Origin of the sequence: Bradyrhizobium sp. 186, from assembly GCF_023101685.1 — a bacterium.
In the GTDB taxonomy this organism is placed as follows: Bacteria; Pseudomonadota; Alphaproteobacteria; order Rhizobiales; family Xanthobacteraceae; genus Bradyrhizobium.
Genome location: NZ_CP082164.1, coordinates 4432427 through 4446150, shown reverse-complemented (window position 1 = coordinate 4446150; position 13724 = coordinate 4432427). Strand labels below are relative to the sequence as shown.

General features: G+C 63.9%; 13 protein-coding genes. 7 read left to right on the top strand and 6 right to left on the bottom strand.

What is annotated here, in order from left to right:
- Positions 1–130: 130 nt before the first annotated feature.
- The gene (locus IVB18_RS21190; RefSeq protein ID WP_247990900.1) at positions 131–1063 is read left to right on the top strand and encodes a hypothetical protein; all 933 of its coding nucleotides are present in this window, start codon (positions 131–133) and stop codon (positions 1061–1063) included.
- A 73-nt stretch (positions 1064–1136) separates the two neighbouring features.
- Here the strand turns inward: IVB18_RS21190 and IVB18_RS21185 are convergent, their stop codons facing one another.
- A complete protein-coding gene (locus tag IVB18_RS21185) occupies positions 1137–1760 on the bottom strand; it encodes a ParB-like protein (protein WP_247990899.1) in 624 nt (207 codons plus the stop codon).
- A gap of 305 nt (positions 1761–2065) precedes the next feature.
- Here IVB18_RS21185 and IVB18_RS21180 point away from each other — a divergent pair, with 305 nt between their 5' ends.
- From IVB18_RS21180 to IVB18_RS21155, 6 genes are all read left to right on the top strand, one after another.
- Positions 2066–2407 (top strand): hypothetical protein, encoded by a 342-nt coding sequence (locus tag IVB18_RS21180; RefSeq protein WP_247990898.1) that lies wholly within the window; start codon positions 2066–2068, stop codon positions 2405–2407.
- A 219-nt stretch (positions 2408–2626) separates the two neighbouring features.
- Positions 2627–2914 (top strand): acyl carrier protein, encoded by a 288-nt coding sequence (locus IVB18_RS21175; protein ID WP_007592476.1) that lies wholly within the window; start codon positions 2627–2629, stop codon positions 2912–2914.
- 10 nt (positions 2915–2924) lie between these two features.
- Positions 2925–3395: a 3-hydroxyacyl-ACP dehydratase FabZ family protein gene (locus IVB18_RS21170; RefSeq protein ID WP_247990897.1), complete on the top strand. Its 471-nt coding sequence runs from the start codon at positions 2925–2927 to the stop codon at positions 3393–3395.
- Positions 3392–4600, top strand: a complete 1209-nt coding sequence (locus IVB18_RS21165) for a beta-ketoacyl-ACP synthase (protein ID WP_247990896.1) — start codon at positions 3392–3394, stop codon at positions 4598–4600. The genes IVB18_RS21170 and IVB18_RS21165 overlap by 4 nt, the downstream gene beginning before the upstream one ends.
- A 17-nt stretch (positions 4601–4617) precedes the next feature.
- On the top strand, positions 4618–5895 hold the full coding sequence (locus IVB18_RS21160; RefSeq protein WP_247990895.1) for a beta-ketoacyl-ACP synthase: 1278 nt from the start codon (positions 4618–4620) through the stop codon (positions 5893–5895).
- A gap of 8 nt (positions 5896–5903) precedes the next feature.
- Positions 5904–6836 (top strand): lipid A biosynthesis lauroyl acyltransferase, encoded by a 933-nt coding sequence (locus tag IVB18_RS21155; protein WP_247990894.1) that lies wholly within the window; start codon positions 5904–5906, stop codon positions 6834–6836.
- A 95-nt stretch (positions 6837–6931) separates the two neighbouring features.
- On the opposite strand, the gene IVB18_RS21150 is transcribed toward IVB18_RS21155, so the two are convergent.
- The 5 genes from IVB18_RS21150 to IVB18_RS21130 all read right to left on the bottom strand — a co-directional run bounded on the left by IVB18_RS21150 (position 6932) and on the right by IVB18_RS21130 (position 13686).
- Entirely contained in the window at positions 6932–8044 is a 1113-nt protein-coding gene (locus IVB18_RS21150) for a polyamine ABC transporter substrate-binding protein (protein WP_247990893.1), read from the bottom strand.
- Positions 8045–8047: 3 nt separating this feature from the next.
- Positions 8048–9226, bottom strand: coding sequence for an aminotransferase (locus IVB18_RS21145; RefSeq protein ID WP_247990892.1), 1179 nt, complete (start codon positions 9224–9226; stop codon positions 8048–8050).
- A gap of 8 nt (positions 9227–9234) precedes the next feature.
- The gene (locus IVB18_RS21140; RefSeq protein WP_247990891.1) at positions 9235–9561 is read right to left on the bottom strand and encodes a rhodanese-like domain-containing protein; all 327 of its coding nucleotides are present in this window, start codon (positions 9559–9561) and stop codon (positions 9235–9237) included.
- 158 nt (positions 9562–9719) lie between these two features.
- The gene (locus IVB18_RS21135) at positions 9720–11648 is read right to left on the bottom strand and encodes a potassium transporter Kup (protein ID WP_247990890.1); all 1929 of its coding nucleotides are present in this window, start codon (positions 11646–11648) and stop codon (positions 9720–9722) included.
- A 139-nt stretch (positions 11649–11787) separates the two neighbouring features.
- Positions 11788–13686 carry a potassium transporter Kup gene (locus tag IVB18_RS21130; RefSeq protein WP_247990889.1) on the bottom strand — a complete coding sequence of 633 codons (1899 nt, stop codon included), beginning with the start codon at positions 13684–13686 and terminating at the stop codon, positions 11788–11790.
- Between the last annotated feature and the right edge of the window lie 38 nt (positions 13687–13724).

Below are 13724 nucleotides of genomic sequence, written 5' to 3'. Positions count from 1 at the left end.
GACGTTTTTGCAATCGCACACGTTTTATTAAGAGACTCACCCCCAACTAGCACAAATACTTCGGCACAACTTGCACAGTTTCCGTCAACGGAGACGCGGATGAGTCGTGCCTGCAGAGGGAAGCCGTCTTATGAACGTTCGAGCACTCGCTATGGCGGCTTGCATCGGCGCAGCATTCTTCGCGGTTGGATATGTATGGAACTACCAGCCCGATGCCATCAATCCCGATGAAATATGGAGCATGTTTCAATCGGAGCATCGCAAAGCGCGGGCCGCTGTCTCTCGTATACTCGTCGAGCCGCATTCAGCCCACTTCAACGGCCTGCGAACGGTCGAAGCAGACAAGGCGACATACGTGTGCGGCTCCGTGAAAGCCATGAAAAGCGGGGGCCAATATGCTGATGCCGCGTTCGTTTATACTGTCGCGATCGATTTGCCCCGTGTCGACGACGACGGCCGGATTACGTTGCAACACTCCACATACAAGCCCTGCCCAACCGCGGCCGGCGGCAAGATTGCCGAGCAACAGACGCTGGTATCGCCCGGCGCGCTGTCGGTGATCAAGACCGTCGAAAAGATCATCCCGAAATCCAGCGGTGGGACAATGGAGCAACAGCTTGGCCAATTGGCCGGACAAACAGCAGCAGTCGCGCCAGGATCGGCAGTCGCGGCGGGATCGGCAGTCCTGTCAGGTTCGACCGGGGCAGGATCGGCCCCGGCAGGGCAGCATTCAAGTTCGAGGGTAGAGGCTACACGGGAAAGCGAACTCACCTGGCGTGCCGATCAGCCGCCGGCCGCGTGGCCGGCGTTCCCCTCGGGACACTCCGTGACGAAATCAACGCCGAAGCGGACAGCCGCTGAGGCCCTGGCTTTCGCGAAGGATATCGAGGCCCGCTGGGAGCAGTCGAAATCATCCGGGATTCCCACGAAGCGTCCTTCGCCGGAAGAGATCAAGGAAGCATGCCGCGCGCTGCTTACGATCGATCCCGCGGACAAGGAATATCCGCGGGCCTGGGCCGCCTTCGTGCGGTTGCGGAAAATCGATCGAGAGATGGCAGCCTGAAGCCGGACGTGCGCTCGCAGCCTATGCGATCGCCCGCACTCTCCCGTTGCTGCACGCTGGTCGACTCGATTGCTTAATCCTCCTCCGCCGGTCCGCACCAGCCGGGCAGATAGATCGCATCCTTGCTCTTGGCTGCGGACATCGCCTTCTCCAGCGCCTTGTCGAAATTGGCGTCGACCGCCTTGCGCAGCAGCTTGCGGCGCAGATAGTCGGCCCACAGGAATTCGGAGAACGGCGTGGTGTCCTTGGCGAAGCCGCCCATGCGGCGGAGCTCGCCGGCGAGGCTGCGGAACGGATCATCCTTGAGATCGACGACCGATTTCGGCAGGTCGCGGAACGGCCGCCGCTCGCCCTTGGCGTCGTAAGGATAGACCCAGCGCTTGTTGTCCATCACGCCCCAGAATGCCTCGCGCTCGACCATCCTGAGGTCGCCGACCACGGTCACCAGCACCTCCTTGATGTCCTCGTCGTGCAGCGCGCGGCCAAGATGATGATGGTCGATCACGTAATAGCGCAGGTCCGGCCCGTGCACGACCGGGATCATGTGGGTGCCGAGCAGCTCGGCCTGCTTGTTCTTGCCGTGCTCGCGCCAGCGCTTGCGCTTCTCCTTCACCTCGCGCATGCCGACCGTCATCTGCGTCGGCCGGAGCGACAGGATCGGCACCGGATGGACTCTCGGCTCGCGCGTATTGGTCATGGTCGAAGGGCTCCTCATGTGGTTGCAACTGGCGGCCAAGCTTCAGCGGATTATGCCATGGCCCCGGCGGCGACAAAATCCGTGCGACCTGCGGAAAGAGATTCGAGCCGATGTTCAGGGGACCGTTGTTGCGACGCAAACCGCTCCTGGCACCGGAAATGACATCCAGTTCCGTGATGCGCTGGCAAGCATCACCTGCAAGATAGTGCGAATGCGCAATGCACGTGCGCGTTGAGAAGATTTTCTGCAACGCCAATGTCACGTGTGCTATCTAAAAGCCGCTGCTTCGGAATGATCCCCGCGCCATGAAAACCCAGCGGCCCATAACCTCGGACGGCGAGCACCGCGTGCTCCAGTTCAGGCCCCGCACCGCGTCCTCCCCATCGGTCCAGCGGGGCAGTGGAACGGTGCAGCCGCTGCACGCAACATCCGAGCCGCTGGACCTGTCGCGCTACGAGCAGCCCCGCACGGAGCCGGACAATTACCGCCATCGCATGCTCGCCAACATTGCGGCGCTCGCCTTCACAATCGCGCTCACCGCGATCGGAATCTGGCTCGCAGTCAGCATTGCCGACCTGCGCCGAACCCAGGATTGCGTGCTGATGGGCCGGCGCGACTGCGTCAAGATCACGACGCCACATATCTAGGCCATCCCCGTCGGATGATCCGCCTCGGCCCCCGATGACAGGCATCCCCAGGTTGCCCCCGGCCCCGCCCGGCTCCATTGAACTCGGGGCGGCGCTCCGATATACGGGCTTTCGACCCGGCCAGAGGGGGGTTTGAGGGCGTCACTCGGGGCGCGATGCCCACCCACCGTTCCACTCTGGACATCTGACAAATATCAGCAATATATCAAAGGCTTAGTGATGTCCTCTACATTCGATCAGGTCGCTACGATCATCGCTGAAACCTGCGACATCCCGCGCGACACGATCACGCCGGATAGCCATGCCATCGATGACCTCGGCATCGACAGCCTCGATTTCCTGGACATCGCGTTCGCGATCGACAAGCAGTTCGGCATCAAGCTACCGCTGGAAAAGTGGACCCAGGAGGTCAACGACGGCAAGGCGACCACCGAGCAATATTTCGTGCTGAAGAATCTGTGCGCTCGCATCGACGAACTGGTTGCGGCGAAGGGCGCGAGCGCCTAATCGCGCGGCCATGCAACTCGAATACTTCCACATGATCGATCGCATCGTCGACCTCAACGTCGGCGAGAAGAAGATCGTCGTCGAGGCGCTGGTCCCGAAGGAGAGCACCATCTTCGAGGGGCACTTTCCGGGCTATCCGCTGATGCCCGGCGTGCTCCTGATCGAATCGATGGCGCAGGCCTCGGGCTGGCTCCTGCTTGGCGTGCTGAAGTTCGAGCGCATGCCGATCCTCGCCGCCGTGAAGGAAGCCAAGGTCCGCGGCTCGGTGTTCCCCGGCGATCTCATGAGCATCGAGGCAACGCTTGCCCATGAGGGCTCGGGCTACGCCATGACCGAAGCCAAGATCCGGGTCGGCGGCAAGCTGCGCGCGAACTCGACGCTCACCTTCACGCTGATCCCCTTCCCCAATGCGGATATGCGCTTGCACATGGACGCGATCGCCAAGCGCGTCGGCTTTCCGCAACAGGCTGTATCGCCATGACCGACACTCCCACTTCGAAGCCGGGCCAGACGGAAGTCTGGATCACCGGCATTGGGCTCGCTACCTCGCTCGGCGAGGGGCTCGACGCCAACTGGGCCGCGCTCCAGGAGAAGCGCACTAATATCGACGAGAACGGTTTTGCGCCCTTCATCGTGCATCCGCTGCTGCCGGTCAGCTTCGACGGCCAGATCCCGAAGAAGGGCGACCAGCGCCAGATGGAAGCCTGGCAGCGCATCGGCGTCTATGCCGCGGGCCTTGCGCTGGATTCCGCAGGGATCAAGGGCAACAAGGATATTCTGTCGAAGATCGACATGGTGGTCGCCGCCGGCGGCGGCGAGCGCGATCTCAACGTCGACACCGGCGTGCTCACGGCCGAGGCCAAGGGCGCAAATGCGCCCGGCTTCCTCAACGAGCGGCTGATGAGCGATTTGCGGCCGACGCTGTTCCTGGCCCAGCTCTCGAATCTCCTCGCCGGCAACATCGCCATCGTGCACGGCCTCGGCGGCACCTCACGTACCTTCATGGGCGAAGAGGTTGCAGGCGCCGATGCCGCGCGCATCGCGCTGGCGCGGATCGCTTCGGGCGAGAGCGACATTGCGCTGGTCGGCGGCTCGCACAATGGCGAGCGCAAGGACCTCATGGTCCTCTACGAATTCGGCGACTTCAACCTGAAGGACAAGTTCGCTCCCGTGTGGGCGCGCGAGGATCACGCCGGCTTCGCGCTCGGCTCAGCCGGCGCGTTCCTGGTGCTGGAATCGAAGGCCCATGCCGAGGCGCGCGGCGCAAAGCCGTTCGCAAAGCTTTCGAGCGTGGTTGCCGATCTCGCCAGGCGCAAGCAGCCGGGCGACATGGCCGCGACGCTGGAGAAGCTCTGGGCGAAGCTGCCGAAGCGCGAGGGCAAGGGCGCGATCATCTCGGGCGCGACCGGCGCGGAGCCCGCGACGTCCGAAGAGCGCGGCTTCCTGAAGAGCCACGCCGACTTGCCCGTGCGTGCCACCGGCACGATGTTCGGCCACACCATGGAGACGCAATTCCCGCTCGGGATTGCACTCGCCGCGCTGGCGATCTCTCGCGGCGCGCTGTTCCCGCCGAACGATTCCACCGGGACCGAGATTGAAATGCAGGGAGCACCCACCCAGATTGTGGTGGTGGGAGCCGGACACTGGCGCGGCGAAGGCATGGCGCTGGTCGAGGCAGTTGGTTAGCTCAAGCGGGGGGACAAATGACTGCACCACGCGACAAACTCGGACGTCCCGTCGTCGTCGTCACCGGCATGGGCATCATGACCTCGCTCGGCGCCGGCAAGGCCGACAATTGGTCAAAGCTCGTCGCCGGCGAATCCGGCATCCGCACCATCACACGCTTTCCGGTCGATGGCCTGAAGACCACGATGGCCGGCACAGTCGATTTCGTCAGCGTCGATCCGTTCTCCTCCACCGGCTTGTCCGAGCGGATGGCCGAGCAGGTCACGCAGGAAGCGCTCGACCAGGCCGGCATCGGCGCCAAGGGTGACTTCCCAGGCCCGCTCTTCCTGGCGGTCGCGCCGGTCGAGGTCGAATGGCCGCAGCGCCGCGAGCTCGGCCGCGCCGTCGGCAAGCCCGACTTCAATTATGACGATTTGCTGCGCATCTCCGGCGGCGGCAAGTACACCGCCTATCATCATCGATTCATGTTCGGCTCAGTGGCCGCCCACCTCGCCGAGGCTTTTGGCACCAAGGGTTCGCCGATCTCGCTGTCGACGGCCTGCGCTTCGGGCGCGACCTCGATCCAGCTCGGCGTCGAGGCGATCCGCCGCGGCGAAACCGACGCCGCGCTTTGCGTGGCGACTGACGGTACGGTGAATCCGGAAGCGCTGGTGCGCTTCTCGCTGCTCTCGGCGCTGTCGACCCAGAACGATCCGCCGCAAGCGGCCTCCCGCCCCTTCTCCAAGAACCGCGACGGCTTCGTCATGGCCGAAGGCGCCGGCGCGCTTGTGCTGGAAAGCTACGAGGCGGCGACCGCGCGCGGCGCAAAAATCCTCGGCGTCATCGCCGGCTGCGGCGAGCTCACCGATTCCTTCCACCGCACCCGCTCCTCGCCCGATGGGAAACCGATCATCGGCTGCATGAACAAGACGCTGGCCGATGCCGGCATGACGCCGGACCAGATCGACCACATCAACGCGCACGGCACCGCAACGCCCGAAAACGACAAGATGGAATTCAACACGACGTCAGCCGTGTTCGGCGAGCTCGCGCAGAAGATTCCGGTCACCTCCAACAAGTCGATGGTCGGCCACACCATCTCGGCTGCCGGCGCGGTGGAAGCGATCTTCTCGCTGCTCACGCTCGAGCATCAGCGCATCCCGCCGACGATCAACTACGACAATCCGGATCCCACGATCCTGTTCAACGTCGTCGGCAACAAGGCGCGCGATGCTCGCGTCACCGCGGTGATGTCGAACTCGTTCGGCTTCGGCGGCCAGAACGCCTCGCTGATCCTGACCCGCGAACCGGCCTGACCGGTCGCATGGCGCTGTTACCTGCGAGCATCAAGGCCCGCGCGCGGGAGGCTGCCAAATCGCTCGGCGGAGGCCTCGTCGGGGCCGCCACCGTCGGCATGCTGCGCACGACGCGCTATTTCGATCCCGCCAAGACTGCGGATTTCTTCTCGCGCGTCACCCGCCTGATCGGCCCGCGCCTGCGCGAGCACCGTATCGGCCGCGCCAACCTCACCGCCGCTTTCCCGGAGAAAACGCCGGAGGAGATCGAAAACATCCTGATGGGCGTCTGGGACAATCTCGGCCGGGTCGGCGCCGAGTTCGCCCATATGGACCACGTCTGGGACTATGATCGCGACCATCCGGACAAGGGCCGGATCGAACTGCCGCCGCGCAGCGTCGAGCTGTTCGACCAGATCCGGGACGACGGCAAGCCGGCGCTGATCTTCGCAGCACATCTCGCTAATTGGGAATTGCCGGCGCTCGCCGCCGTCGCGCATGGGCTGGACGCCGCGATCCTCTACCGCCGGCCGAACATCGCGTCAGCCGACCGCATCATCCAGGAGATGCGCCAAGTCAACATGGGAACGCTGATCCCTGCCGGACGCGACGCGCCGCTGCGGCTCGCACAGGCGCTGAAGGACGGCAAGCACGTCGCCATGCTGATCGACCAATACCTGACCGGCGGCGTCGAGGTCACCTTCTTCGGCCGCAAGACCCGCGCCAATCCGATGCTGGCGCGGCTGTTGCGCCAGGTCGAATGCCCCATCCACGGCGTCCGCATCATCCGTCTCCCCGGCAACCGTTTCCGCGGCGAGCTGACCGAGGAGATCAAGCCGATGCGCGACGCCGACGGCAAGATCGACATCCAGGGCACGACCCAGGCGATCACGAGCGTGGTGGAAGGCTGGGTTCGCGAGCATCCGGAGCAATGGCTGTGGCTGCACCGGCGGTGGCGGTAGCGGGCCCACTGTCATTCCGGGATGGTCCGAAGGACCAGACCCGGAATCTCGAGATTCCGGGTTCTATGCTTCGCATCGCCCCGGAATGACTACATTCACCTTCCCGTCTTCACCTTGGTCCAGAGCCTGTTGATGATCCGCTGCGTCGCCGGCTCGCGCGCCGTGATGACGAAGAGCTTTGCGAGCGCGGCGTCGTCCGGATAGACGTTCTTGTCGTTCAAAATCTTCGGGTCGAGCAGCTTCTGACTGGCGAGGTTGCCGTTGGCGTAGGACAGAAAGTCCGAGTTCTTGGCGGCGACGTCCGGGCGGTAGAGATGGTTGATCAGCTCGTAGGCTTCCTTGACGTTCTTGGCATCCGCGGGGATCGCGAGATTGTCGAAGAACATCTGTGCGCCCTCCTTCGGGATCGCGTAGCCGATCTCGATGCCGCTCTTGGCCTCCGCGGCGCGGGCGCGGGCCTGCATGATGTCGCCGGACCAGCCGACCACGAAGCAGATCTCGCCGGTCGCGAGCGCGCTGAGATACTCGGAGGAGTGAAACTTGCGCACGGACGGGCGAACCTTCGCCACGATGTCGGCGGCCTTCTCGAGGTCGGCCTGCCTGGTCGAGTTCGGATCGAGCCCGAGATAGTTCAGCGCCGCCGGAAAAATGTCGTCGGCGGAGTCGAGCATGTGAACGCCGCAATCCTTGAATTTTGCCAGGTTCTCCGGCTTGAAGACGATGTCCCAGCTGTCGATCTTCGCGTCCGCTCCCAGGATCGCCTTCACCTTGGCGACGTTGTAGCCGATGCCGGTCGTGCCCCACATGTAGTTGGCGGCGTAAACGTTGTCGGGATCGTAAATGGCGAGGCGCTCGGTCACCACGGGCCAGGCATGGCTAAGGTTCGGCAGCTTCGACTTGTCGAGCTTCTGGAAGATGCTGGCCTTGATCTGGCGCTGGAGGAAATAGGCCGTCGGCACCACGACGTCATAGCCGGACTTGCCGGCCATCAGGCGCGTCTCCAGCGTCTCGTTGGCGTCAAACGTGTCGTAGACCACCTTGATGCCGGTCTCCTTGGTGAAGGCCTCAAGGACGTCCGGCGCCATGTAGTTGGACCAGTTGTAGAAGTTGACGACGCGCTCCTCGGCGACCGCCCCTGGCGAGAGCAGCGTCAGCGCCGCGGCGGTCGCAAGACCAAGGAAAACGCCAAGGCGGCTGACGTTCGTCATCATCTATCCCTTGCGGCGGCGCACCGCGTCCGACAGCCGCTCCAATGCGGTGTCGAGCGTCTCGTCCTTCTTGGCAAAACAGAAGCGGACCACCGAGGTGACCGGGTCCTGTTCGTAGAAGGCCGAGACCGGGATCGCCGCCACCTTGTAGTCCCGCACGATTCGCCAGCAGAACTCGGCATCGCTCTCGTTCAGCCCGAGCGGAGACAGGTCGACGGTCAGGAAGTAGGTCCCCTGCGACTTCAGCACGGGGAAACCGAGGCTTTCCAGTCCCTTGGTCAGGCGGTCCCTGCTCCGCGTCAGATCCTTGCGCATCGAGAGGAAATACTCGTCGGGCTTGCCGAGGCCGTAGGCGACGGCGGCCTGAAGGTTCGGCGCGGTCGTGAAGGTGAGGAACTGATGCACCTTGGCCGCAACGCGCAACAGCGGCGGCGCGGCGCAGACGAAACCGATCTTCCAGCCCGTCAGCGAAAAGATCTTGCCGGCCGAGCCGACCTTGATGGTGCGGTCGCGCATGCCGGGGATTGTGATCAGCGGGATGTGCTTGTGCTCGTCGAAGGTGACGTGCTCCCAGACCTCGTCGCAGATGGCGATGACGTCGAACTCCTGGCAGTACCGCGCCAGCAGCTCGAGGTCCTCGCGCGGATAGACCACCGCGGAGGGATTCAAGGGATTGTTGAAGAGCACCGCCTTGGTCTTTGAATTGAAGACGCTTTTCAGCATGTCCTCATTCAGCCGCCAGCCCGGCGGCTCGAGCCGCACGAGGCGCGGAATGCCGCCGGCCTGGCGGATGATCGGCAGATAGGAATCATAGACCGGCTGGAAGCAGACCACCTCGTCGCCGGGCTGAACCACCGCGAGAATGGCAGAGGTCAGGGCCTCGGTGCCGCCCGAGGTCACCATCACCTCGCTCATCGGATCGAGCTTGAGACCGTGCCAGTGGCCGTAATGCGTCGCGATCGCCTGGCGCAGCTCCGGGATGCCCATCATCGACGGATACTGGTTGTAGCCGTTGAGCGAGGCGTCGGCCGCGGCGCGGCGGATGTCCTCAGGACCGGGATCGTCGGGAAAACCCTGGCCGAGGTTGATGGCGTTGTTGTCGCGTGCAGCCTGCGACATCGCCTCGAAGATGGTGACGGGAAGGTCGGCGAAGACCTTGTTCAGGGAACAGCTTTTGGACATCGGCCCGATCAGCCACCGACCTTGCTGGGAAGACCCGCCGCCTTCCACCCCAACATGCCGCCTGCGAGATGCTTGTCGTAAGGCAGGCCCGCCTCCTGCGCGGCGAGCGAGGCGGTCACCGAGCGTTTTCCGGAGCGGCAGGCAAACACGACCTGCTTGCCTTGGGGATCGGGGATCGCCTTGGGATCGAAGGTCGAGAGCGGCACGACCACGCCGTGAGGATAGGCCTCGACCGCGACCTCGTTCGGCTCGCGGACGTCGACGAGGAGATAGCGCCCTTCCGCGACACCCTTGGAGACCTCGTCCGGGGTCAGATCCTGTACCTGGTTTGCCATATCATCCTCCAACGTCGCAGCCGCATGCCGGGGCGATCCCGGCCGGCGGCAACCTCGCCTCTCGGCTCACGAAAATCAAGCGCTACAAAGGCTTGAGCTGCGTCCTGCAAGTTAAAGCTAAATCGCAGCGACTTGAAGCGCGACCTTCAGATGGAGGGTCAGATAGTCACCTGCGTTCCGACCTCGACCACGCGGCCGCTGGGGATCTGGAAATAGTCGGTGGCATCGTTGGCCGAGCGGCTGAGCGAGATGAACAGCCGATCCTGCCAGCGCGGCATGCCGGAATGGGCGGCGGGCTTGAGCGCCCGCCGCGACAGGAAGAACGAGGTCGACATGATGTCGAACTGCCAACCGAGCTTGCGGGCAATAGCCAGCGCCTTCGGCACGTTGGGCGATTCCATGAAGCCGAACTTCAGCGTCACCTTGGAGAAGGTCGGGCTGACCTGCTCCAGCTTCACGCGCTCGGCCGGATCGATCCGTGGCGTCTGAGCAGTCTCGATGGTGAGAATGACGTTCTTCTCGTGCAGCACCTTGTAGTGTTTCAGACTATGCATCAGCGCGGTCGGCGCACTGATGGGGTCGCTGGTGAGGAACACGGCGGTGCCAGGCACGCGCTGGGGCGGCCGCTTCTCCAGCATCGCGACGAGGTCGGCGAGCGGGAATTCGAGCTTGCGCGACTTCTCGAACAGCAGCCGGCTGCCGCGCCGCCACGTGTACATCAGCATGATCATGAGAGCGCCGAGCGCGAGCGGCACCCAGCCGCCCTCGAACACCTTGAGCAGGTTCGCGGCCAGGAAGGTCAGGTCGAGGAACAGGAACGGGACGATCAACGCTGCGGCAGCGAACGGCGACCACCTCCAGGCCTTCCAGATCACGACAAAGCCCATCATCGCCGTGACCACCATGGTGCCGGTGACGGAGATGCCATAGGCCGACGCTAGTGCACTGGAGGAGCGGAACAGCAGCACCAGAAGCACCACCGCGACCAGCAGCAGCTGGTTGATGCGCGGGATGAAGATCTGGCCGGAATGGGCTTCAGACGTATGGCGAATTTCAAACCGTGGCAGCAGCCCGAGCTGAATCGCCTGGCGCGTCAGCGAATAGGCGCCGGTGATGACAGCCTGGCTCGCGATGACGGTGGCAGCGGTGGCGAGGACGACCATGCCGCCGCGGGCCCAGCCTTGCGGAAACAACTGGAAGAACGGACTTTCGATCGTTCCGGGATCGCCGAGGACGAGAGCTCCCTGCCCCAGATAGTTCAGCGCCAGCGACGGCAGCACGATGAACAACCAAGCGGTCTGGATCGGCCGCTTGCCGAAATGACCGAGGTCGGCATAGAGCGCCTCGGCGCCGGTGACCGCGAGGAACACAGCGCCCAGCGTCACGAAGCCGATGATGCCGTGATGGAGCATGAAGGACACCGCATACAGCGGGTTCAAAGCGAACAGAACTTGCGGCTGCTGGATGATGGGATGGATCGCCGCCACCGCGATCACGGCGAACCAGACACACATGACCGGGCCGAAGAAGGCAGCGACGCGGGCGGTGCCACGCGATTGCACGGCGAACAGGCAGACCAGGATCACCACCGTCAGCGGCACTACGTAAGGCTCGAACGTCGCGGTGACGTCCTTCATGCCTTCCACGGCCGACAGCACCGACAGTGCCGGCGTGATCACGGCATCGCCATAGAACAACGCGCCGGAGATGATGCCGAGCAGGACGATGGTTGCGCCGCCGGTGCCGACCGCGCGCTGGGCCAGTGCCATCAAAGCGAGTGTACCGCCCTCGCCATTGTTGTCGGCGCGGAGCAGGATCACGACATATTTGAGCGTCACTACGACAATGAGGGCCCATAGGATGAGGGACACCACGCCGAGAACAGCCGCTGGCGTGGGCGCGCCCTCCGCGCCCGACGCGGCCATTACCGCCTCGCGGAACGCGTAGAGCGGACTGGTGCCGATATCGCCATAGACGACGCCGATGCTGCCAAGCGTCAGCGCGCCGAAACCGGCGGTGGTGTGGGCGTCGCCATGCCCATTGGCCGCCGCCGTTTCCGGGGCGGGAACTGCTACGTCGCTCGTCATGGGAGAGCCTGGTGGCCTCTAAAATGCTTCACTGCACAATGGCGGAAGCGCGCGCGGCTTATAGGCCTGCGCTGCCGGCATAGCCTAGCCCGATTTCGGGCCTTAGCCATGCAAATATGCATAAATCCGCCAACTACGTTCAAATGGTGACCTGGGTCCCGACTTCAACCACCCGTCCTGTGGGAATCTGGAAGTAATCGGTGGCATCGTTGGCGGACCGGCTTAGCGCAATGAACAGGTGGTCCTGCCACAGCGGCATGCCAGACTGCGCCGAGGCCTTCAGCGACCGGCGCGACACGAAGAACGAGGTCGACATGATGTCGAACTGCCAACCCTGCTTGCGCGCGATCGCAAGCGCCTTGGGGACGTTCGGCTGCTCCATGTAACCGAAGCGCAGGCGGACCTTGGAGAACTTTTCGCTGACCTTCTCCATCCGGAACCGCTCCGAAAGGTCGACCCGCGGCGTATGCGCAGTTTCGATGGTCAGCACCACGTTGTGCTCGTGCAGCACCTTGTTGTGCTTGAGATTGTGCAACAGCGCGGTGGGTACGAAGGACGGATCGCTGGTCAGGAACACCGCCGTGCCCTTGACGACGTGCGGCGGCCGTTTCTCCAGGCTTCGGATCAAATCGTCGAGCGGCACCTCGATCCGGCGCGTTTTCTGGATCAGGATTCCCGAACCCCGCCGCCAGGTCCAGATCGTCGCCGCCATCGTCGCGCCAAACAGCAGCGGCACCCAGGCGCCTTCGAGCAGCTTCAACAGATTGGCGCTGAAGAAGGTCATGTCGACCACGACGAAGGGCATGATCACCGCCGCGGCCGTCGCGGCGCGCCAGTTCCACAATTTCCAGATCACGATGAAGCCCATGATGCCGTCGGCCACCATGGTGGTGGAGACCGCGATGCCATAGGCCGAGGCAAGGTTGCTGGGGGTGCGGAACAGCAGCACCAGCAGCATCACACCGATCAGGAGCAGCCGGTTCACGCGCGGCAGATAGATCTGGCCCGCATGGGTTTCGGAGGTGTAGCGCACCTCGAAGCGCGGCAAGAGACCGAGCTGCACCGCCTGATAGACCAGCGAATAAGCGCCGGTGATCACCGCCTGGCTCGCGATCACGGTCGCCGCGGTCGCAAGTCCGACCAGCGGCAGCACCAGATATTCGGGCACCATGCGATAGAAGGAATGCTCGATCGCGCTGGGGTCGGAGAGCACCAGCGCGCCCTGCCCGAAATAGTTGATCAGGAGCGAGGGCAGCACGAAGTACATCCAGGCCAACTGGATCGGCTTGCGGCCGAAATGACCGAGATCGGCATAGAGTGCCTCGCCACCGGTCACCGCCAGGAATACTGCGCCCAGCGTCACCAGGCCGATCGTGCCGTGCGACAGCAGGAATTGCACCGCGTAATAGGGATTGATCGCAGCCAGCACCGACGGATCGTCGGCGATGTGAACGATGCCCATCACAGCCAGACAAGTAAACCAGACCACCATGACAGGCCCGAAGGCCGACGCCACCAGCGCCGTGCCCTTGCTCTGGACCGCGAACAGCAGCGCCAGGATGATGACGGTGAGCGGCACGACATAGTGCTCGAAGGCCGGCGTGGCGAGCTTCAGGCCTTCGACTGCCGAGAGCACCGAGATCGCCGGCGTGATCATGGAATCGCCGATGAACATGGAGGCGCCGACCACGCCGAGCGCGAGCAGGAACCAGCTTCGCCGCCCGAGCGCACGCTGGCCGAGCGCCATGAGGGAGAGCGTGCCGCCCTCCCCGTTGTTGTCGGCGCGCAGCAGCAGCAGAACGTATTTGGCGGTGACGACGATAAAGAGCGCCCAGAGAATCAGCGAGAGCACGCCGAGCACGATGACCCGCGAGACCGGCCCACCATGGGCCGCGCCCCTGACTGCCTCATGAAACGCGTAGAGCGGCGAGGTCCCGATGTCGCCGAAGACGACGCCGATGCTCCCCAGCGTAAGGGCCCAAAAACCCGAGGTGACCGGGCCCTCTTGGGTCTCGGTCGATGTGATGCTCGCCGTCATGTGAGGTGGAGAACGCTTGGTCCTTGGAATTGATCCGG

Excerpts from the sequence above, each read along its gene's own strand:
- IVB18_RS21170 (WP_247990897.1), top strand. The coding sequence starts at position 2,925 with ATGCAACTCGAATACTTCCACATGATCGATCGCATCGTCGACCTCAAC.
- IVB18_RS21190 (WP_247990900.1), top strand. The coding sequence starts at position 131 with ATGAACGTTCGAGCACTCGCTATGGCGGCTTGCATCGGCGCAGCATTC.
- IVB18_RS21140 (WP_247990891.1), bottom strand. The coding sequence starts at position 9,561 with ATGGCAAACCAGGTACAGGATCTGACCCCGGACGAGGTCTCCAAGGGT.
- IVB18_RS21175 (WP_007592476.1), top strand. The coding sequence starts at position 2,627 with ATGTCCTCTACATTCGATCAGGTCGCTACGATCATCGCTGAAACCTGC.
- IVB18_RS21165 (WP_247990896.1), top strand. The coding sequence starts at position 3,392 with ATGACCGACACTCCCACTTCGAAGCCGGGCCAGACGGAAGTCTGGATC.
- IVB18_RS21135 (WP_247990890.1), bottom strand. The coding sequence starts at position 11,648 with ATGACGAGCGACGTAGCAGTTCCCGCCCCGGAAACGGCGGCGGCCAAT.
- IVB18_RS21160 (WP_247990895.1), top strand. The coding sequence starts at position 4,618 with ATGACTGCACCACGCGACAAACTCGGACGTCCCGTCGTCGTCGTCACC.
- IVB18_RS21150 (WP_247990893.1), bottom strand. The coding sequence starts at position 8,044 with ATGACGAACGTCAGCCGCCTTGGCGTTTTCCTTGGTCTTGCGACCGCC.
- IVB18_RS21155 (WP_247990894.1), top strand. The coding sequence starts at position 5,904 with ATGGCGCTGTTACCTGCGAGCATCAAGGCCCGCGCGCGGGAGGCTGCC.
- IVB18_RS21180 (WP_247990898.1), top strand. The coding sequence starts at position 2,066 with ATGAAAACCCAGCGGCCCATAACCTCGGACGGCGAGCACCGCGTGCTC.
- IVB18_RS21145 (WP_247990892.1), bottom strand. The coding sequence starts at position 9,226 with ATGTCCAAAAGCTGTTCCCTGAACAAGGTCTTCGCCGACCTTCCCGTC.
- IVB18_RS21185 (WP_247990899.1), bottom strand. The coding sequence starts at position 1,760 with ATGACCAATACGCGCGAGCCGAGAGTCCATCCGGTGCCGATCCTGTCG.
- IVB18_RS21130 (WP_247990889.1), bottom strand. The coding sequence starts at position 13,686 with ATGACGGCGAGCATCACATCGACCGAGACCCAAGAGGGCCCGGTCACC.